Source organism: Actinomadura sp. 3N508 (assembly GCF_044326375.1).
GTDB lineage: Bacteria > Actinomycetota > Actinomycetes > Streptosporangiales > Streptosporangiaceae > Spirillospora.
The window spans coordinates 374684-392209 of the sequence record NZ_JBIRAX010000010.1 but is presented as its reverse complement, the minus strand read 5'-3'; the positions used below and the strand labels follow the sequence as shown (position 1 = coordinate 392209).

The 17526-nt window shown below is 68.5% G+C and carries 22 protein-coding genes and 1 riboswitch; of the genes, 14 read left to right on the top strand and 8 right to left on the bottom strand.

The genetic code is table 11. The features are described 5' to 3' along the window. Positions 1–119 precede the first annotated feature (119 nt). From ACH34S_RS32205 to ACH34S_RS32195, 3 genes are all read left to right on the top strand, one after another. Positions 120–1106, top strand: a complete 987-nt coding sequence (locus tag ACH34S_RS32205) for an SRPBCC family protein (RefSeq protein WP_395956611.1) — start codon at positions 120–122, stop codon at positions 1104–1106. Between the two features lie 73 nt (positions 1107–1179). Next, positions 1180–2508 carry a hypothetical protein gene (locus tag ACH34S_RS32200; RefSeq protein ID WP_395956610.1) on the top strand — a complete coding sequence of 443 codons (1329 nt, stop codon included), beginning with the start codon at positions 1180–1182 and terminating at the stop codon, positions 2506–2508. Then, complete coding sequence (locus ACH34S_RS32195) at positions 2498–2755, top strand: hypothetical protein (RefSeq protein ID WP_395956609.1); 258 nt, start codon at positions 2498–2500, stop codon at positions 2753–2755. Before ACH34S_RS32200 ends, ACH34S_RS32195 begins: the two co-directional genes overlap by 11 nt. Before the next feature lie 11 nt (positions 2756–2766). Here ACH34S_RS32195 and ACH34S_RS32190 read toward each other — a convergent pair whose 3' ends face one another. Both ACH34S_RS32190 and ACH34S_RS32185 read right to left on the bottom strand, forming a co-directional pair. Continuing rightward, positions 2767–3144, bottom strand: coding sequence for a hypothetical protein (locus ACH34S_RS32190; protein WP_395956608.1), 378 nt, complete (start codon positions 3142–3144; stop codon positions 2767–2769). Then, positions 3123–3521: an ATP-binding protein gene (locus tag ACH34S_RS32185; protein ID WP_395956607.1), complete on the bottom strand. Its 399-nt coding sequence runs from the start codon at positions 3519–3521 to the stop codon at positions 3123–3125. The genes ACH34S_RS32190 and ACH34S_RS32185 overlap by 22 nt, the downstream gene beginning before the upstream one ends. 148 nt (positions 3522–3669) lie before the next feature. Here ACH34S_RS32185 and ACH34S_RS32180 point away from each other — a divergent pair, with 148 nt between their 5' ends. From ACH34S_RS32180 to metE, 8 genes are all read left to right on the top strand, one after another. Next, complete coding sequence (locus ACH34S_RS32180) at positions 3670–4488, top strand: helix-turn-helix domain-containing protein (RefSeq protein WP_395956606.1); 819 nt, start codon at positions 3670–3672, stop codon at positions 4486–4488. Further along, entirely contained in the window at positions 4479–4664 is a 186-nt protein-coding gene (locus ACH34S_RS32175; protein WP_395956605.1) for a DUF397 domain-containing protein, read from the top strand. The genes ACH34S_RS32180 and ACH34S_RS32175 overlap by 10 nt, the downstream gene beginning before the upstream one ends. A gap of 33 nt (positions 4665–4697) precedes the next feature. Further along, positions 4698–4883: a DUF397 domain-containing protein gene (locus tag ACH34S_RS32170; RefSeq protein ID WP_395956604.1), complete on the top strand. Its 186-nt coding sequence runs from the start codon at positions 4698–4700 to the stop codon at positions 4881–4883. A 134-nt stretch (positions 4884–5017) separates the two neighbouring features. Then, positions 5018–5464: a hypothetical protein gene (locus ACH34S_RS32165; RefSeq protein WP_395956603.1), complete on the top strand. Its 447-nt coding sequence runs from the start codon at positions 5018–5020 to the stop codon at positions 5462–5464. Positions 5465–5587: 123 nt separating this feature from the next. After that, a complete protein-coding gene (locus ACH34S_RS32160; RefSeq protein ID WP_395956602.1) occupies positions 5588–5785 on the top strand; it encodes a hypothetical protein in 198 nt (65 codons plus the stop codon). Continuing rightward, positions 5782–6261: a hypothetical protein gene (locus ACH34S_RS32155; RefSeq protein WP_395956601.1), complete on the top strand. Its 480-nt coding sequence runs from the start codon at positions 5782–5784 to the stop codon at positions 6259–6261. Before ACH34S_RS32160 ends, ACH34S_RS32155 begins: the two co-directional genes overlap by 4 nt. A gap of 118 nt (positions 6262–6379) precedes the next feature. Next, entirely contained in the window at positions 6380–6892 is a 513-nt protein-coding gene (locus ACH34S_RS32150) for a hypothetical protein (RefSeq protein ID WP_395956600.1), read from the top strand. Then, positions 6891–7103: riboswitch (cobalamin riboswitch) on the top strand. It overlaps the preceding gene by 2 nt. A gap of 101 nt (positions 7104–7204) precedes the next feature. Beyond that, positions 7205–9466 (top strand): 5-methyltetrahydropteroyltriglutamate--homocysteine S-methyltransferase, encoded by a 2262-nt coding sequence (gene metE / locus ACH34S_RS32145; protein ID WP_395956599.1) that lies wholly within the window; start codon positions 7205–7207, stop codon positions 9464–9466. 63 nt (positions 9467–9529) lie between these two features. Here metE and ACH34S_RS32140 read toward each other — a convergent pair whose 3' ends face one another. Next, on the bottom strand, positions 9530–10084 hold the full coding sequence (locus tag ACH34S_RS32140; protein ID WP_395956598.1) for a MarR family winged helix-turn-helix transcriptional regulator: 555 nt from the start codon (positions 10082–10084) through the stop codon (positions 9530–9532). Positions 10085–10206: 122 nt separating this feature from the next. Between ACH34S_RS32140 and ACH34S_RS32135 the strand changes: the two genes are divergently transcribed. Beyond that, positions 10207–11166 (top strand): superoxide dismutase, encoded by a 960-nt coding sequence (locus ACH34S_RS32135; protein WP_395956597.1) that lies wholly within the window; start codon positions 10207–10209, stop codon positions 11164–11166. A 65-nt stretch (positions 11167–11231) separates the two neighbouring features. Here the strand turns inward: ACH34S_RS32135 and ACH34S_RS32130 are convergent, their stop codons facing one another. The 5 genes from ACH34S_RS32130 to ACH34S_RS32110 form a co-directional block, all read right to left on the bottom strand. After that, positions 11232–11996: an ATP-binding protein gene (locus ACH34S_RS32130; RefSeq protein WP_395956596.1), complete on the bottom strand. Its 765-nt coding sequence runs from the start codon at positions 11994–11996 to the stop codon at positions 11232–11234. A gap of 612 nt (positions 11997–12608) precedes the next feature. After that, positions 12609–12806: a DUF397 domain-containing protein gene (locus ACH34S_RS32125; RefSeq protein WP_395956595.1), complete on the bottom strand. Its 198-nt coding sequence runs from the start codon at positions 12804–12806 to the stop codon at positions 12609–12611. A gap of 49 nt (positions 12807–12855) precedes the next feature. Then, the gene (locus ACH34S_RS32120) at positions 12856–13698 is read right to left on the bottom strand and encodes a helix-turn-helix domain-containing protein (RefSeq protein WP_395956594.1); all 843 of its coding nucleotides are present in this window, start codon (positions 13696–13698) and stop codon (positions 12856–12858) included. A 118-nt stretch (positions 13699–13816) separates the two neighbouring features. Next, positions 13817–14035, bottom strand: a complete 219-nt coding sequence (locus ACH34S_RS32115; protein WP_395956593.1) for a DUF397 domain-containing protein — start codon at positions 14033–14035, stop codon at positions 13817–13819. Further along, positions 14032–14862 (bottom strand): SAM-dependent methyltransferase, encoded by an 831-nt coding sequence (locus ACH34S_RS32110; RefSeq protein ID WP_395956592.1) that lies wholly within the window; start codon positions 14860–14862, stop codon positions 14032–14034. Before ACH34S_RS32110 ends, ACH34S_RS32115 begins: the two co-directional genes overlap by 4 nt. A 256-nt stretch (positions 14863–15118) precedes the next feature. Here ACH34S_RS32110 and ACH34S_RS32105 point away from each other — a divergent pair, with 256 nt between their 5' ends. Together ACH34S_RS32105 and speB are read left to right on the top strand one after the other, a co-directional pair. After that, entirely contained in the window at positions 15119–16567 is a 1449-nt protein-coding gene (locus ACH34S_RS32105) for an aminobutyraldehyde dehydrogenase (protein WP_395956591.1), read from the top strand. After that, a complete protein-coding gene (gene speB / locus ACH34S_RS32100) occupies positions 16564–17523 on the top strand; it encodes an agmatinase (protein ID WP_395956590.1) in 960 nt (319 codons plus the stop codon). The genes ACH34S_RS32105 and speB overlap by 4 nt, the downstream gene beginning before the upstream one ends. Positions 17524–17526: the final 3 nt, after the last annotated feature.

Below are 17526 nucleotides of genomic sequence, written 5' to 3'. Positions count from 1 at the left end.
GGGTCCCCGGATGGTAGATCTTTCGTTTTCGCTGCTCAGCGGCGTTTCTAGTCGTTTTGTCTCGGTTTTCTCGGCTATGTCGTCCGAGACAGAGGCTATGACGAAGCGAAGTGGTGACCATGCCGGAGACAGGCAACGGAGAACGCGGCAACGGCGAAATGGACCTGAGCCGCCCCGTCGAACAGCTCAAGGATGCCGGCCGCGAGCTCGCCCAGATCCTGATGACCCGGTCGCTGGAGAAGGCCAGCGGCAAGATCGAGGGACTGACCCACCAGCTGAACGAAGCCGCGGACGGCAAGGGCGCCGGCAAGAAGGCGGCCGCCGCCGGCGTGGAGAAGCTCGTCAAGGGCAAATCCCCGTTGAAGGCGGGCCTCGGCGCGGGCGTGGCCGGAGCGAAGGAGAAGGCGAAGGAGGCCGTGGGCGCCGCCAAGGGCGGCGGCGGCAAGGGCGGCGGCGCAGGAAAGATGAAGGTGACCAACATCGTCGAACAGTTCGACGTGGGGCTGCCGCGGCGCGTCGCGTACGACCAGTGGACGCGGTTCACCGACTATCCGAGCTTCACCAAGAAGGTGGAGAGCGTCGAGCAGGAGTCCGACGAGAAGCTCAACTGGCGGGCCCAGATCCTCTGGTCCCACCGCACCTGGGAATCCACGATCACCGAACAGGTGCCCGACGAGCGGATCGTCTGGACGTCCAAGGGCCCCCGCGGATATGTCGACGGCGCCGTGACCTTCCACGAGGTGGCGCCCACCCTGACGCGGGTCCTGCTGGTCGCCGAATACCACCCGGACGGATTCTTCGAGAAGACCGCGAACCTGTGGCGCGCCCAGGGGCGCCGCCTCCGGCTGGACTTCAAGCACATCAAGCGCCACATGATGACGCAGACGCTCCTGGAGCAGGACGAGGTCGAGGGCTGGCGCGGCGAGATCCGCGACGGCGAGGTGGTGAAGACCCACGAGGAGGCCCTCAAGGAGGAGCAGGAGGCCCAAAGCCGCGAGGAGACCGGCAAGGATCAGGAGAGCCAGGACCGCGACGAGGCCCCTGAGGAGCAAGAGGCCCAGGACCGCGAGCACGACGAGACCCCGTCGAACGAACGCCAGGGCTGAACGGAAGGAATGGTCCCACGTCCGCGGGTACGGAAGGTCAAGCGACGGGGCGGACCGAATATCGGGGGGAACGATGGGCGAAGACGCGTCCGGCACCACGGACCCAGAACGCGAGCGGAACGCATCCGCCGACAGCCGGGAAGACGAACTGACCGGCACAGCCGTCCGTCCGGACAAGCGGCCGCAACCCAGCGAAGGACCGGACGTCTACCTCGACGTTCCGCTGCTCAAGGTGGACGAGATCTCCTTCGAGGTCGAGAACCTTGACGCGCACGTCTCGCTCGTCGCCCAGGTCCTCGACCTGCTCAAGCTGAACGTCGGCGCGGACGTGTTCCTCGGCAGGGTCAAGCTGGACATCAAGGGGGTCGAGGCCCAGGCACACCTGGAAGTCCGGCTCGACAACGTGGCCGTCATCGTCGACCGGGTCCTGACCACGCTCGACCGCAACCCGGAGATCCTCCAGCACATCGGACGCGGCGTTGAGGCGGCGGCCAGCGAAATCGGCTCCGGAGCAGGCACCGCGGTCGGCGAGGTCGGCAAGGGCGCGAAGGGCGCCGTCGAAGATGTGGGCAAGGGCGCAGGCAGCGCGGTCGAAAGCGTCGGCGAAGGCACAGGCGGGGCAGTCCAAGACGTAGGCCGAGGCGCAGGAGGCGCAGTAGAAAGCGTCGGCGAGGGCGCAGGCGGAGCCGTCCAAGACGTAGGCCGAGGCGCAGGCGATGCCGTCCAAGACGTGGGCAAAGGCGCAGGCGAGGCGGTCGAAAACGTCGGCGAAGGCACAGGCGACGCGGTCAAGGACGTCGGCGAAGGCACAGGCGGAGCCGTCCAAGACGTCGGCAAAGGCACAGGCGAGGCGGTCGAAAACGTCGGCGAAGGCACAGGCGAAGCCGTCCAAGACGTAGGCAAAGGCACAGGCGAGGCGGTCGAAAACGTCGGCGAAGGCACAGGCGGAGCCGTCCAAGACGTCGGCAAAGGCACAGGCGAGGCGGTCGAAAACGTCGGCGAAGGCACAGGCGAAGCCGTCCAAGACGTAGGCAAAGGCACAGGCGACGCCGTCCAAGACGTAGGCGAGGGCACCGGGCGCGCAGCCGAAGGTGCCGGGCGCGCAGCCGAAGGCGTGGGCAAAGGCGCAGGCGAAGCGACCAAGAGCACCGGCGAGGCCGCCGGCCAGGCAGCGGAGACCACCGACAAGGCCGCCGAAAGCGCAAGCGACGCCGCTGTCAAGGACACCGGAGAAGACAACGACGCACAGGAATCCAACTCCGACGACCAAGAGGGCGCAGATCTCCAGTCCGCCCTGCACGGCACCGAAGAGTCCATACGAGACCTAGGCCGAGCCCTGCTCCGGATGTTCTCCCAGCAACCCAGCTCACCGGAAAAGGAGCCCACCGACCATGAGTCATGACGGCCTCCCGGACGCGGAACTCCGCCGAACGGCCGACATCCTCTTCACAGCCAAAGTGAAAGCCGACGAACTCCGCTTCCACGTGGCCCCAGAAAGCTCGGTCACATTCACCGGAAACGCCAGCGACGACTCCGCGTCCGGCAGCGACCGCACCAACCTGCCGGACAAGGTCCAGGAGAACACCACCTACCGCGACATCGAAGTCCACTACGCCATCGCAGCGATACTGGACCCCGACGAGCCCTAATTCCCGGCCGCCTACCAGGTGGCAGGGAACATGCGGTGCCTGAGAATCGCGTCCACCTGCCCGGCGGCATGCTCAAGGTCACCGCACCCCGAGAGGTAACCGCACCTCCCACGCCCCGCCTCGTAGTAGCCCCACGCGCCACCCGGCGTAGCGCGCACCCGCACCACGACCTTGACGTGGTCGCTCGGGCTGAAGGCGAAGACCCACAGCAGCGGCGGCCAGGTGGGGACCTCCTCGACCTGGTAGAGCTTGACGCACCTGTAGCCCTTGGACGTGACGGCTCCGTCCAGCAGATCGAGGTAGCGAACGGCCGTCCGCCGCCCCAGACGCGTCCGCCACCGCAGCACGTACCGCTCCGCCCGGACGTTCAGCGGCCGCAACGAGCCCATACGACCTTCCCCTTCTCGCCGAGCGCCCGGACACCCCAGTCGTGGACGAGCCGCACCATCAGCAGCAGCCCCCGCCCGCACGTAGCGTCGTTGTCCGCGTCCCGGACAACGGGCAGCCCCACCCCGTCGTCCTGAACCTCGATGACGACCAGACCGTCACGCTTGTCCAGGAAAACCCGAACCACGATCTGCCCGAATCCGACGTGCTTGTACGAATTTGTAACTAGTTTCGTAACCACGGTCCGCGCGACGTAGTCGTCGCCGCACCCCAGTTCACGGAACCGCTCGGCGACATAGCACCGCGCCTTGGCGGGCGCCCGATCCGTCGGCTCCAGAACCAGCCCCGACCTCCCCGGCGCAAAAGCCCCTGCAGTCATGATCACGCCCCTCGAACGCGTTGGCTTCACATTTCTCTCAGTAAGCCACCCATCAACGGAGAGTCATGATTAACCTTAGAAAAGACACAACATCTCGTCTGCGATCTTGTCTTCTCGGTTACGAGCGGTTCCGGCCGGTTGAGGAGTGATGATCATGGCATCCCCCCGACGACGTGCAATGACGTCACCGGCGCTAGCGGCTTTCGGTCGCCAGTTCAGGCGATACAGGGAACGCGCTGGGTTGAGTCAGGCTCGCGTCGGACAGCGCACAGGCAAGACCGCATCGTTCGTCTCGCAGGTCGAGAGTGGGAAGAAGCGGTGCAAACGCGAATTCGTCGAGATCATGGACCCGGAGCTCAGGGCAGGCGGCGTCCTGCTCAACCTCTACGACGACCTCGCCAAGGACGACGGACGCCTGGGCGTCCCGACCTGGTTCGACTGGCCCGAAGTAGAAGCCGAGGCCAACGTACTGACCTGGTGGGAGCACACCATCGTCCCCGGTCTTCTCCAGAAAGAGCGCTACGCTCGCGCCTTCCTAAGGACCGACGACAAGGTAGCGGCACGCATGGCCCGCCAAGAGATCCTCACGCGCGACGTCCCAGCCCCCACCACCCTGTTCGCTTTCCTCAGCGAGAACGCGCTTACGACCCTCACCGGCTCGCGAGAGATCATGAGGGAACAGCTAGAGCACCTACTAGTGATGAGCGAACTACCAAACGTAACGATCCAAGTCGTGGTGCACGATGACGGTGTTCCTGCTGCGACCGGTGGGGCATTCATTCTCGCGACAATGAACGATCGGAGCGAGGTGGCGTATCTTGAGACGACCGTACGCGGCATCACGACCGAAGACGAGAACGATCTCACTGGGCTCGCTCAAGCTCTAAGGACATTGGGAAGCAAGGCCCTCCCGGCGACCATGTCACGGGAGCTGATAAGAAAGGTGATAGAAACCAAATGGACCTGAGCAAAGCCCCTTGGCGCAAGGCTACGAAGAGCGGCGAAAATGGCGGCGCTTGCGTAGAGGTAGCCAGCGTTCCTGGGACTGTGGCCATTCGAGACAGCAAGGATCCCAAGGGCACCAAACTCACGCTGAGCCACGAAAATTTCCGCCACCTCACTCAGGCCCTCAAGAACCTCTAGGAGCAAGATGGTTGACAGGACTGAGGGCGAGAAATGAACCCGAACCACACCGTGTGGCGCAAGGAAAGCAAGAGCGCCGAGAACGGCGGTGACTGCGTGGAACTTGCCTCCGTGAGCAACGTGATCGCCATCCGCGACAGCAAGAACCCCAATGGCCCCAAACTCACCCTGAACCACACCGACTTCCGCCACTTGGCCGAAACGCTTAAGCACCTCTAACTATAATTGTCGGCGGAGAGCGCGTTTATTTGACCACTCAGGCGCCCCACGTCCCAAGCCGCAATCCAGCAGCGCGCTTCACCGCCTCATAAGCTGAGCTGATCGGTTGGTCTCGGCTCTGGGATCATGGATCCATGGTCGAACGGGTGCTGCGATCGCGCGCTGAGCAACTCGCTGGATACCGCAGGGTCCTGGAAGCAAGAGACCCGACCACACCCGCAGATCGTCTCCGGATCCTCGCCGCCGACGAGATTCGCCCCGTACGCGTCTGGACGGGCCTGAACCCGCATGCTCCGCCGGACGCGCTTGAACTACTGGCCCACGACGAGGACAACTACGTCCGCCGGATAGCGCTGCACCACCCGAGCGCACCGGAGACGGCCCTACTCCACATACCTCCATTTGAGACGGCCAAGGCCGGGACCAGCCACTTCATGGACCGCGAGACAATCGCGCACCACCCCAACGCCTCACGTGCCCTCCGAAAGGCCATGATCAGCGAAGGAACCTGCCGAGCACGCAGCGAATGCAGGCACACCAAGAGCATGTGGCGCATCCGACGGCGCCGACTCACCCTCTGAGCCGTCCACCCACGCGTCTTCGTGCCATCTGATGTGCCGCCGGACGCGGGCGGAGCACTGCTTGAGACCTGTGGATCTGCGGGAGGGGGTGTACCTTCCCGATGATCACGACTCGTCTCAAGCGTGACCGACGCGCCAACGTCGGTCGGGAAGGCACACCCGATGCTCACCGAAGCCCTGCAAGCCGAGGTCGACGCCTACGTCGCCCGGTTCGCCGAGGAGCGGAACGAGCGGGGCCGTCGCCTGGTCGTCCTCGTCCGTTCCGGCGCGCAGTTCAAGAACGGCAAGCTCGTCGAGCGGCCGGACGGGATCGCGGCATGACCGACCCGCACATCGACCAGGAGCCCGACGAGCACCTCCGCTACCGCCGCTACCTCAAACTCCTGGAAGAAGTCACCGAAACGGACGAGATCCAGCTGGTGACCACCGTTCTACGCGACCAGGACGAGACGATGGCCGAGTCAGCGGTCAACCACCACCTGGGACGCCGCGCAGCCCAGCTGCTCACCGACCCGGCATTCACCACCTGGGCCCAGGCCCTCGCCACAGCGATCACAGACCGCCCCTTCCTCACCCGCCGTCTGCACGAGTGGACGCTGCTCAGAACGATCGCGCTAGACGAACCATGGACCGCCCAAGACCTCACCACAGCTTCCGACTGGTTCCAGCGCACGGCCTCGTCGTCACAGTTCATCACCTCGCACCACGCCCTCAGCCTGCTCGCTGAGCAGGGACGAACCCGCCGTGTCCGCAACACGGCAAACCGCCGACTGAATCAGCCAAAGCAGCCACGTTGACTTGATCCACAGGTCTCGACAATTCCTCAGAGGACGACCTGTGCGAAGTGTCTAGCGGTCGAGGAGGCGCCCTGTGCGCTCATCGATGACGCAGCGGGCGCCCATTTAGGTTGGGGCCATGACGACTCTTGCTCAGCTTCGTAAGACCGCCCTCTCGTATCCCGAGACCGTCGAGCAAGCCACCGACTCGGGGAGCGTCGTATTCACCGTGGGCGAGAAGCCGTTCGCGTCGATGGGCAAGGACAAGCTGGTGGAGCTCCGGCTTCCTGCGTCTGATGTGGAGGATGTTCTTGCCGCGCATCCTTCGGCGGAGGCGTTGGGCCGCGGCGGTGTGCGTGTGCCGATCGGGGACATCAATGGGCAGCAGCTCAATCACTGGGTTCGGCTTGCCTGGCTTTCGCAGGCGCCGGAGGGGTTGGCGGCTCGGGTGGCTGCTGGGGGTTCTGCCAGGCCAGGTGAGGTCGGTGATTTGCCGAAGGGCATTGGTGGGCCTGCCACTCGGGCGCTGGTCGGGGGCGGTATCACCTCGCTCAGGCAGGTTGCTGATCTGAGCGATGCCGAGCTGCTGGCCATGCATGGGGTTGGGCCGAAGGCGGTTCGGATTCTTCGTGAGGCGCTAGGCCGCCGGTAGACTCCGGATTGCGGATGGTTCACTCGGTTTTTCCGAGTGTCGTAAGAGGGAACCCGGTGCGAATCCGGGACTGCCCCGCAGCGGTGAGTGGGAACGACCGCCGTCATCACGCACTGGGCCGCATGGCCTGGGAAGCGATGGCCAGTAGGACGCTTCTTCCGGGAAGCGGTGCCCACGAGTCCGAAGACCTGCCTCCGCCCGCGCGCCGGCCGGTGCGCGGTGATCTGCGGCCTCGCGGGAAGGTCTGCGGCGTACGTTCCGTCGTGCGCACCTCCCCGCGCGTCCGCCTATGGCAGAGCGAGGGAAGCCGCCATGAACACGACGATCCTCGGATACCCCCGAATCGGGCCGCGCCGGGAGCTGAAGTTCGCCACCGAGGACTTCTGGGCCGGACGCATCGACGCCGACGCCCTCAACGCGCAGGGCGCAGAGCTGCGTGCGGCTGTATGGACCAGCCTGCGCGACGCCGGTCTGGACGCGATCCCGTCCAACACCTTCTCCTTCTATGACCAGGTGCTCGACACGAGTGTGCTGGTCGACGCCGTCCCCGACCGGTACCGCCGGCTGAAGGGGTTCGACCGGTACTTCGCGATGGCGCGCGGTGTGCAGGACGTCCCGCCGCTGGAAATGACGAAGTGGTTCGACACGAACTACCACTACATCGTCCCCGAGCTGGGGCCGGACACGCGGTTCCGGCTGGCGGACGGCTCCGCCGCCAAGCCGCTGGTCGAGTACCGGGAGGCCAAGGCGCTCGGGATCGAGACTCGGCCGGTGCTCGTCGGGCCGCTCAGCTATCTGCTGCTCGCCAAGCCCGCGGAGGGGGCGCCCCGCGACTTCCGGACGCTCGATCTTCTCGACGGGCTCGTCGACGTTTACGCCGAGGTGCTGGAGCGGCTCGCCGGGTCGGGGGCCGAGTGGGTTCAGCTGGACGAGCCCGTGCTCGTCGCCGATCGCAGCGAGGAGGAGATCGCGGCGCTCGCTCGCGCGTACGCGCGGCTGGGGCGGCTGACGAGCAGGCCGCGGCTGATGGTCGCCACGTACTTCGGCACGATCGGTGCGGACGCGCTGCGCGCCCTGGCCGGGAGCCGCGTCGAGGCGGTCGGGCTGGACTTCGTGGCCGGGCCCGACAACCTCGACGTTCTCGCGTCGGTGGGTGGGCTACCGCGCAAGACGCTTGTCGCGGGCGTCGTGGACGGCCGGAACGTGTGGCGTGCCGACCAGCGGCGGGCGAAGGCCACCTGCGCGGCTCTGCTCGGGCTCGTCGATCAGGTTGTGGTGAGCACCTCCTGCTCGCTGCTGCACGTGCCGATCGATCTGGACGCCGAGACCGCGCTGGATCCGGGCGTTCGGGAGCGGCTGGCGTTCGCGCGGCAGAAGGTCGAGGAGGTCGTCGCGATCGGGCGGACGCTGAGGGAAGATGTTCCGGCCCCGGTCGAGGAGTCGGCGCCCCCTGCGAAGGTCGATCGTGGCGTTCGGGAGCGGCTCGAAGCCCTGGGCGACGGGGCGGCCAGGCGTGGTGATCGGGATGTTCGGTTCGCCGTGCAGCGGGACGAGCTCGGGCTGCCCGCGCTGGCGACGACGACGGTCGGCTCGTTCCCGCAGACCCCCGAGATCCGCCGGGCCCGCGCCGACTATCGCGCCGGACGCGTCACCGCCGACGTTTACACGCGGACCATGAAGGACGAGATCGCCCGCGTCATCGCGCTGCAGGAGGACCTCGGCCTGGACGTTCTCGTCCACGGCGAGCCCGAGCGCAACGACATGGTGCAGTACTTCGCCGAGCAGCTCGACGGGTACGCCGCCACCCAGTACGGGTGGGTGCAGTCGTACGGGTCGCGGTACGTCCGGCCGCCGATCCTGCACAGCGACGTGGCGCGGCCGCGGCCGATGACGGTCGAGTGGGCGACGTACGCGCAGTCGCTCACCAGCAAGCCCGTCAAGGGCATGCTGACCGGGCCCGTCACCATGCTGGCCTGGTCGTTCGTGCGGGACGACCAGCCGCTCGCCGACACCGCCCGGCAGCTCGCGCTCGCGCTGCGGGACGAGATCGCCGACCTGGAGGCGGCCGGGATCCGCGTCATCCAGGTGGACGAGCCCGCGCTGCGCGAACTGCTGCCGCTGCGGGAGGCCGGACGTCCGGACTACATGGAGTGGGCCGTCGGCGCGTTCCACCTCGCGACCTCGGGCGTCGCCGACACGACGCAGATCCACACGCACATGTGCTACTCCGAGTTCGGCGAGATCATCGGCACGATCCGGGCGCTGGACGCCGACGTGACCAGCGTCGAGGCCGCGCGCTCGCACATGGAGCTCGTCGCCGATCTGCGTGACGGCGGGTACGAGAACGGGATCGGGCCTGGGGTCTACGACATCCATTCGCCGCGCGTCCCCGGCGCCGATGAGATCGAGGAGAACCTGCGGCGGGCGCTGCGGGCCGTCGAGCCTGGACGGTTGTGGGTCAATCCGGATTGCGGGCTGAAGACCCGGGCCTATCCGGAGACGGAGGCGTCGCTGCGGAATCTGGTCACGGCGGCGCGGCGGGTCCGTGCCGATGTGGCCGGTGCGAGCGGCTGATCACAGGCAGGCCGGCCCCGGGATGTCGGACGTCCCGGGGCCGATCTGATGCTGATCACAGGCTCAGGGGTCGCCGAGCGTGCGGGGCGTGGCTTCCTCGTCGCCGAGGCTTAGGAGCAGGGTGCGCAGGGTCGCGGCCAGGTCGTCCTGCTGGTGCGGGTCGAGTGCGGCGAGGATGCGCCGTTCGTTTTCTAGGTGGGCGGCGACGGCGCGGTCGATGAGGTCGCGGCCCGCGGGGGTGAGGGCGACGATGACGGAACGGCGGTTGGCCGGGTCGATGTCGCGCGTGATGTAGCCCTTGGCGACGAGCCGGTCGAGCCGGTTCGTGACGGCGCCCGAGGTCACCATCGAGGAGCGGGCCAGCATGCCGGCGGTCATGCCGCCCGGCGTGCCGCCGCGCCGGAGGGTGGCCAGGACGTCGAACTCGCCCCTCTCCAGGCCGAACTCGCTGAAGAGCGCCTTGAGTTCACGCTCGACGATCCGGGTCACCCGGGACAGGCGGCCGAGAACCCGCATGGGGGACGCGTCCAGGTCCGGGCGGGCGCTGGCCCACTGCTCCACGATGCGGTCGACCGCGTCACGATCCTGATCCTGATCCTGTTCCCGCTCCCCCTTCATACCGAATCCTCTCAACGTTGAACTGTTTGACGCCAAGGTACCACTGGCGTACGGTCTTCAGCGTTGAACATTTCAGTGTTGAGAGGTTACCTGTGCGTCGTCCACGAATCTCTGCTGTGCTCGTGCTTCCGCTCGTCCTGGCCGCCTTGGTGGGTAACCCTGCCCAAGCCCAAGCCGCCCCGATCCATGCCGTCCCGATCCAAGCCGCTCCTGCTCAGGCGGCCGTCCATTCCTTCCCGACCACGATTCGGTTGCCGGACGGGTTCCAGCCCGAGGGCATCGCTACCGGGCCCGGTCCGTTCGCCTACGTCGGGTCCATGGCCGACGGGTCCGTCTACCGTGCCGACCTGCGCACCGGGCGCGGCGCGGTCATCAGCCGCGGGGGCGGTGGGCAGGCCCTCGGGATGAAGACGGACGCGCACGGACGGCTGTTCGTGGCGGGCGGCACGGGCGGTGACGCGCGGGTCATCGACGTCCGGACCGGGCGGGTGCTCGCCTCCTACCGGCTGGCCACCGGGGCGACGTTCGTCAACGACGTCATCCTCACCCAGGGGGCGGCCTGGTTCACCGACTCCTTCGATCCGGTGCTCTACAAGCTGCCGCTGCACGGCGGCGAGCTGCCCGCCGAGGCGGTCCGGATCCCGCTGAAGGGCGACCTCGTCTACCAGACCGGGCCCGACGGCGCCGCGTTCAACGCCAACGGCGTCACGCCGACCCCGGACGGGCGGGGCCTGCTCGTCGTGCAGTCGAACACCGGCGGGCTGTTCCGCGTCGACCCGGCGTCCGGGATCACCCGCCGCGTGGATCTGCACGGCGAGTCACTGCCGGACGGCGACGGGCTGCTCCTGCACGGCCGGACGCTGTACGCGGTGCAGAACCGGCTCGACACCGTGGCCGTCCTGCGGCTGAACGCGGCGGGCACCGAGGGCCGCGTCGTCCGGCGGGTGACCGACAGCCGGTTCGACCTGCCGACGACCATCGCCGAGTTCGGCTCCCGGCTGTACCTGCCCAACATCCAGTTCTTCAGCACGGAGCCGACCCCGCACGTCTCCTACCACGCCGTCGCCATCCCCCGGCCCTGAGCGAAGGTCCTGTCGTATGGCCTGACCGTCGCTCTCCATCCACGGTCAGGCCACCCGACCCCCTCCTAACCCCGGTCGTCCAGAGCCTCGTAGAGCCGGACGACCTGCTCGCACACCTCCGTGATGTCGGAGACGGGGAGCTTTCCGGTCTCGCCGGAGCGCGCGCACCAGCGGAACGTCGCGGTCTCGCACCACACCGTCAGGTCGCCGGGACCGGTGAGCACGCTGACGCCGAGCTCGTCCCTGCGCTGGAAACGGTCGACGCCGCGCTGGACGAGGAGCCTCTCCAGGGTCCGCATCGCGTGCGGCTCCTCGACCTTCCGGGCGTGGCGGCGGGCGTGCACGGTGCGGGTGACGGGCAGCGCGAACCAGGTGGCCTTGCCGCGGACCGCGGGGGAGCTCAGCCGGGACCTGGACGGATGATGCCCCCACCGGCCGTCCGCCAGAATCCGGATGATCTCCAGCCCGCGGCCGTGCTCGTGCATGTCACCGGGTGCCTCGCGGCGGCGGCGCCAGTGCCGGAGCGTGTCGAAGGCCTTGATGACCAGCTCGTCGCGGCCGCGCTCGTCGCTGCGCTGGTAGACCCAGAGTTCGGCGCCGGGCGACCCGTCGCCGGACGTGGCGTGCTGCAGGACGTTGGTCGCCAGCTCGCTGACCATGATCGCGAGGTCGTGGACGTCCTGGACGGCCAGCCCCAGTGTGGGCAGCAACCCCTTGACCTGGGATCGTGCCACGGCTGCGATGGAGTCGTCGCCCGGCAGGGGGAGGACGGCACAGCCGAAGTCCTCCAGCCTCCAGGGAATCCCGCACGCGGCCGCGGTCTTCGTCATCACGCCCACTCTCCGAGTATCGCGGAGCCATCAGTGCGATTCAGACATTCGCGACATGAACCCTCAGGGTTCGCGACTCGCTATGTGTGAATCACAGATCCAAGCTTCGCACATCCAGGGGGCCGAAACCCGCTACACGACCAAGGTTCTCGATCTGCAAATGAGACGTTCACCGATACGCCCCAAAGCCGTACAGAACACGTCTCTTCGGGGGGAGGGATGCGTGTACCGGCGGTCATGGGACGGATTGGCCCGCGCGCTGTAGCGTGGACGGCGCCTGAGAGAGGGCCGCACACATGCAGATCCCCCAGGGGTGCAGCCCTGGGGGATCTGGTGTGCGGCCCGGCCTCCGCCCCGGAGCCGGGTCCGCGGTCTCCGCCGAGTGCGGTTCCCTACGCGAGAATCACCTGGTCAGTGGTCGGTTCGTGCGCTGCTCTCCGCCGCACGTCCACGCCGTTCGTCCGTGCCGCTCTCCGTAGCACGTCCGCCACGCCGCTTCCCGCCATGCCGCTCTCCGCCGCGCTGCTCTCCGTCACACGGTCGCGCCGCTCATCCGCGCGTCCGTGCCGCGTGGCCGGTGATCGGTCCTTCTCGCTCGGGGGCATCGGCAGGTCAGCGGTCGTAGTGGCCGGCCCGGACGTCGTCCAGGAAGGAGGCGAACACCGGCCGGGGGACGACGTGCGCCCCGGCCTCCGGCGTCTTGCTGTCCCGCAGCCCGGTGGCCGTTCCGAGGTCGGCGACCTCGACGCAGCCCCCGTTGCTGCTCGCGCTCGCGGTGGCCTTGAACCACCGTGCCTGAGAGAGGTCCATCTCGCTTCATCTCCAGATAGGTCTTACTCCAGAGCTAGGTCCTCCGGAGTCACTCCAGCGTCGCGATGAGTTTCTCCAGGTGTTCCGCGGTGTCGGCGGTGCTCAGCGCCGCCGCGCGGATCTGCTCGAAGATCCGGTCATAGGCCTCCACTTTGCTCGGGGTGTCGATCTCCTGGATGTCGGCGTCGTTCTCCAGGAAGACGACGGGCGGCTCGTCCCCGGGGAAACGGAAGATGTTGACCAGCGTCGACATGCCGGGATGCAGGCCGTCCGACAGGCGGAGCAGCCGCAGCTCGACGTTCGGGCGCGCGGACGCGGTCAGCAGGTGGCGGAGCTGGGCGCGGCGGTCGCCGGCCTCGCCCCACTCGTACATCAGGGACGCCTCGGTGATCAGGGCGATGAGCTGCGGGGCCGTGCCGTCCGTGCGGTCCAGGATCTGCTGGCGCCGCAGCCGTGCCCGCAGCGCCTGCTCGCGCCACTCGGCCGACTTCGTCCCGGACGACAGCAGGGCCTGCATGTACGGCAGCGTCTGCAGCAGGCCCGGCAGGACCAGCGGCATGATGACCCGGATGCTGGACGCGTCGCCCTCGTAGCCGGGGAACTCGTTGTCGAACACGTCCGGGTAGTCGCGCCACCAGGCCCGCTGCCGGGCCTTCGTGGCGAGTTCCTCCAGCTCGTCGAGGTCGCTGCCGGCGTAGATGCGGGCCAGGTCGCGGATGTCGCTGAGCTCGGGCCGCACCCAGGTGTTGGCCTCGAACCGGCCGACCTTGCCGCGGCCCCAGTTCAGCCGGTCGCACACCTGGTTGGCCGTGTATCCCGCCTCGACGCGCAGGTCCCTCAGACGGCGTGCCAGGCCCCGCTTGGCGATGGTGGCCCCGTAAGCCTCGTTCAACGGAACCACCTCCCTTGACAGACGACCGCCATCAGCATACGCCTTCCGAATTTGTGAATCACAGATTCTGCGCCAAATCGGCATACCCGGATCGATCCCCCGATCCGGGCGTACCGGGTCAGGACGCCGCGTTGTCGAACTCGCCCTTCTTCACGCCGTCGAGGAAGCACGCCCATTCGTTCTCGTCGAACACCGAGATGAGCTGCCCGGACGTGCGCAGGAGCGTCCATTCGCCGGCGAACGCGACCTCGATCGCGCCCTCGTCGGTGCCGGAGCGCTTCCAGTCGAGGGCGTCCGGATCGATGCCCAGCTCTTCGACGGTCGGCTTCCCGCTCATGCCGGCTTCCTCGCCACCGCACAGTATCCCCAGCGTGAGCCCTCGCTGTCGGCCGCCACGGGGTCCTCGGCGCCCCATTCGCCGAAGTAGCAGACCTCCGCCGGCGCGCCCTCGTACGGCGGGACGATGTCGAGCCCGGTGAAGAAGCGCGCGATCTCGGCGCGGGGACGGGGGTAGGCGCCACCGGACGCCGACTTGGCGAACACCTTCTTCAGGTCGTCGACCGCGCCCTCCATCTGCCGGTCGCTGGTGACGGCGGACAGGGCGAGGTAGCTGCCCGGCACCAGCCGGTCCATGTACTGCCGGATGAGGCCCCACGGGTCGGCCTCGTCCGACACGAAATGGGTCACGGTCACCAGGAGCAGCGCCACCGGCTCCGTGAAGTCGATCATCGACCGGGTCTCCGGATGTTCGAGCACGCTGTCCGGTTCGCGGAAGTCGGCCGTGATGCACGCCGTGCCGGGGACGTCCTTCAGCAGCTCCTTCGCGTACAACTCGACGATCGGGTCGAAGTCGGCGTACAGGATCCGCGCGTCGGGCGCGACTCTCTGCGCCGCGTCATGCGTGTTGTTCCCGGTCGGCAGCCCGGCGCCGACGTCGATGAACTGCCGGACGCCCTGCTCGGCGAGCCACCGCACCGCGCGTTGCAGGAACCCGCGGTTGGCCCAGGCGGTGTCCACCATGTCCGGCATGGCCTGGCGGACCTTCTCCGCGGCCTGCCGGTCGACCTCGTAGTTCGTCGTGCCGCCGAGGATGTAGTCGTAGATGCGGGCCGGGCTCGGAACGGTGGTGTCCACCCCGGGAGGAGCCTGCTCGGTCTCGCCCACCTGATTCGCCTCCATTGCCACGATTTGTGATGCACGAATTATGAAGCAGCTTCCCCCGCCCGGGTGATCGTTACGGCCAGGTGAGGGACGAAACGCACAACCGGCCCGGCCCGGCGGGTCCATTCGCACGGCGAGCGACGGCTGGGCAGGTTCCTAGCATGGCGGCGGAGCGTCCCGGCGGGCGTGTGAGCTGACCAAATGTGAGCTGAGCAAGGTGAGCCGGCCAACAGGGCGACGGGCGGCACGAGGGGGCGCGATGAGCGGCGAGACCGACCTGCGGAACTTCATCGACGGCGAGTTCACCACGTCTTCCGGCGGGGGGCGGATGGAGATCGTCGACCCGGTGACCGGCGAGGTCTACGCCACGGCGCCGCGTTCGGGCGCGGACGACGTCGACCGCGCCTGCGCCGCGGCGGCGCGGGCGTTCGCCACGTGGCGGCGGACGACGCCCGGCGAGCGGATGACGCACCTGCTCCGCATGGCGGACGCCATCGAACGGCACGCCGACGAGCTGATCGCGGTCGAGTGCCGCGACACCGGCAAGCCCCCGGCGCTGACCATGCGCGAGGAGATCGTGCCGATCGTCGACCAGCTCCGGTTCTTCGCGGGGGCGGCCCGGATGCTCGAAGGCAAGGCGACGGCGGAGTACGTGCGCGGGCACACCTCGTCCATCCGGCGGGAGCCGGTCGGGGTCGTCGGGGCGATCGCGCCGTGGAACTACCCGGCGATGATGGCGGTCTGGAAGTTCGGCCCGGCGCTGGCGGCGGGGAACACGGTGGTGCTGAAGCCGTCCGACACGACGCCCGCCAGCGCCCTGTACCTGGCCGGGCTGTTCGCGGAGATCCTGCCGCCCGGGGTGTTCAACGTGGTGTGCGGCGACCGGGACACGGGCGCCGCGCTGGCCGCGCATCCGGTACCGGCGATGGTGTCGATCACCGGGAGCACGGCGGCGGGACGTGCCGTCGCCCGGTCCGCGGCCGGCACCGTCAAGCGCGCCCATCTGGAGCTCGGCGGCAACGCGCCCGTGCTGGTGTTCGGCGACGCCGACATCGAGGCGGCGGCCGACGGCGTCGGGTTCGCGGGCTACTTCAACGCCGGGCAGGACTGCACGGCCGGGACCCGGGTGATCGTCGCGGCGGAGGCGCACGACGCTTTCGTGGACGCCCTCGTCCGGCGGGTGCGCACGATCGGGTTCTCGCCGGACGAGACCGACGACGGCGCCCTCTACATTCCGCCGCTCAACAACCCGGATCAGCTCGCCCATGTCGGCGGGCTGGTCGAGCGGGCGCCGTCGCACGCGAAGGTGCTGGCCGGCGGCGAGCCGGTCGGCCCCGGGTACTTCTACCGGCCGGCCGTCGTGGACGGCGTCGGCGCGTCCGACGAGCTGAGCCGCACCGAGATCTTCGGGCCGGTCGTCACCGTGCAGACGTTCAGCGACGAGGCCGACGCGCTCCGGCAGGCGAACGACTCGCCGTACGGGCTGGTGTCCAGCGTGTGGACGCGCGACCACGCGCGGGCGCTGCGGCTGTCCGCCGCGATCGACGCCGGGCACGTCGGGCTCAACTGCCACCTGCCGCCCGTCCACGAGATGCCGCACGGCGGCGTCAAGCAGTCGGGCTACGGCAACGATCTCTCGCTCTACTCGGTGGAGGAGTACACGCGGGTGAAGCACGTCATGTCCGCGCTCGGCGAGGACCCCCGATGACCGAACAGAACGTCGGGCCGGTGGACGCCACGCGGGTGCCCCGGTACGGGGAGCCCGCCACGTTCGCGCGGCTGCCGCGCACCGACCAGGTCGATCACGTGGACGTGGCGATCGTCGGGGTGCCGTTCGACACCGGTGTCTCCTACCGGCCGGGGGCGCGGTTCGGGCCGGGGCACGTGCGGGCGTCGTCGAAGCTGCTGCGGCCCTACCATCCGCCGCTCGACGTGGAGCCGTTCGGCGTGCAGCAGGTCGCGGACGCGGGCGACATCGGCGTGAACCCGTTCGACATCGAGGACGCGATCCGCACGATCGAGCGGCGGTCGGACGAGCTGCGCGCGGACGGCGCGAAGCTCCTGAGCATCGGCGGCGACCACACGATCGCGCTGCCGCTGCTCCGCTCCCTGCACCGCGACCACGGCCCGATCGCCGTCCTGCACTTCGACGCGCACCTCGACACCTGGGACACCTATTTCGGTGCCCCGTACACGCACGGCACGCCGTTCCGGAGGGCTTCCGAGGAGGGGCTGCTGGACCCGGAGCACTGCATGCACATCGGGATCCGGGGGCCGCTTTACTCGCGGGAGGACCTGGCTGACGACGGCGTGCTCGGGTTCCAGGTCCTCCGCGCCGACGACTACGAGACCGGCGGGATCGCCGCCGCCGTCGAGCGGATGCGGGCGCGGCTCGGCGACCGTCCCGTGTACGTGTCGGTCGACATCGACGTGCTGGACCCGGCGCACGCGCCCGGCACCGGCACCCCGGAGGCGGGCGGGCTGACGAGCCGGGAGCTGCTCGGCACGCTGCGCGGGCTGGCCGGGGCGAACCTGGTCGGCGCGGACCTCGTGGAGGTCGCACCTGCCTACGACCATGCCGAGATCACCGGTATCGCCGCAGCTCACGTCGGGTACGAGCTGCTGAGCGTGCTCGCCGTCGGGCACCGGACCAAGGGGGAGTGAGGC

Bases quoted from the DNA above. Each gene is read 5' to 3' on its own strand.
- ACH34S_RS32205 (WP_395956611.1), top strand. From the start codon at position 120: ATGCCGGAGACAGGCAACGGAGAACGCGGCAACGGCGAAATGGACCTG.
- ACH34S_RS32195 (WP_395956609.1), top strand. From the start codon at position 2,498: ATGAGTCATGACGGCCTCCCGGACGCGGAACTCCGCCGAACGGCCGAC.
- ACH34S_RS32155 (WP_395956601.1), top strand. From the start codon at position 5,782: ATGACCGACCCGCACATCGACCAGGAGCCCGACGAGCACCTCCGCTAC.
- ACH34S_RS32185 (WP_395956607.1), bottom strand. From the start codon at position 3,521: ATGACTGCAGGGGCTTTTGCGCCGGGGAGGTCGGGGCTGGTTCTGGAG.
- ACH34S_RS32125 (WP_395956595.1), bottom strand. From the start codon at position 12,806: ATGGACCTCTCTCAGGCACGGTGGTTCAAGGCCACCGCGAGCGCGAGC.
- ACH34S_RS32150 (WP_395956600.1), top strand. From the start codon at position 6,380: ATGACGACTCTTGCTCAGCTTCGTAAGACCGCCCTCTCGTATCCCGAG.
- ACH34S_RS32115 (WP_395956593.1), bottom strand. From the start codon at position 14,035: ATGAGCGGGAAGCCGACCGTCGAAGAGCTGGGCATCGATCCGGACGCC.
- ACH34S_RS32165 (WP_395956603.1), top strand. From the start codon at position 5,018: ATGGTCGAACGGGTGCTGCGATCGCGCGCTGAGCAACTCGCTGGATAC.
- ACH34S_RS32140 (WP_395956598.1), bottom strand. From the start codon at position 10,084: ATGAAGGGGGAGCGGGAACAGGATCAGGATCAGGATCGTGACGCGGTC.
- ACH34S_RS32175 (WP_395956605.1), top strand. From the start codon at position 4,479: ATGGACCTGAGCAAAGCCCCTTGGCGCAAGGCTACGAAGAGCGGCGAA.
- ACH34S_RS32105 (WP_395956591.1), top strand. From the start codon at position 15,119: ATGAGCGGCGAGACCGACCTGCGGAACTTCATCGACGGCGAGTTCACC.
- metE (WP_395956599.1), top strand. From the start codon at position 7,205: ATGAACACGACGATCCTCGGATACCCCCGAATCGGGCCGCGCCGGGAG.
- ACH34S_RS32130 (WP_395956596.1), bottom strand. From the start codon at position 11,996: ATGACGAAGACCGCGGCCGCGTGCGGGATTCCCTGGAGGCTGGAGGAC.
- ACH34S_RS32180 (WP_395956606.1), top strand. From the start codon at position 3,670: ATGATCATGGCATCCCCCCGACGACGTGCAATGACGTCACCGGCGCTA.
- speB (WP_395956590.1), top strand. From the start codon at position 16,564: ATGACCGAACAGAACGTCGGGCCGGTGGACGCCACGCGGGTGCCCCGG.
- ACH34S_RS32170 (WP_395956604.1), top strand. From the start codon at position 4,698: ATGAACCCGAACCACACCGTGTGGCGCAAGGAAAGCAAGAGCGCCGAG.
- ACH34S_RS32190 (WP_395956608.1), bottom strand. From the start codon at position 3,144: ATGGGCTCGTTGCGGCCGCTGAACGTCCGGGCGGAGCGGTACGTGCTG.
- ACH34S_RS32200 (WP_395956610.1), top strand. From the start codon at position 1,180: ATGGGCGAAGACGCGTCCGGCACCACGGACCCAGAACGCGAGCGGAAC.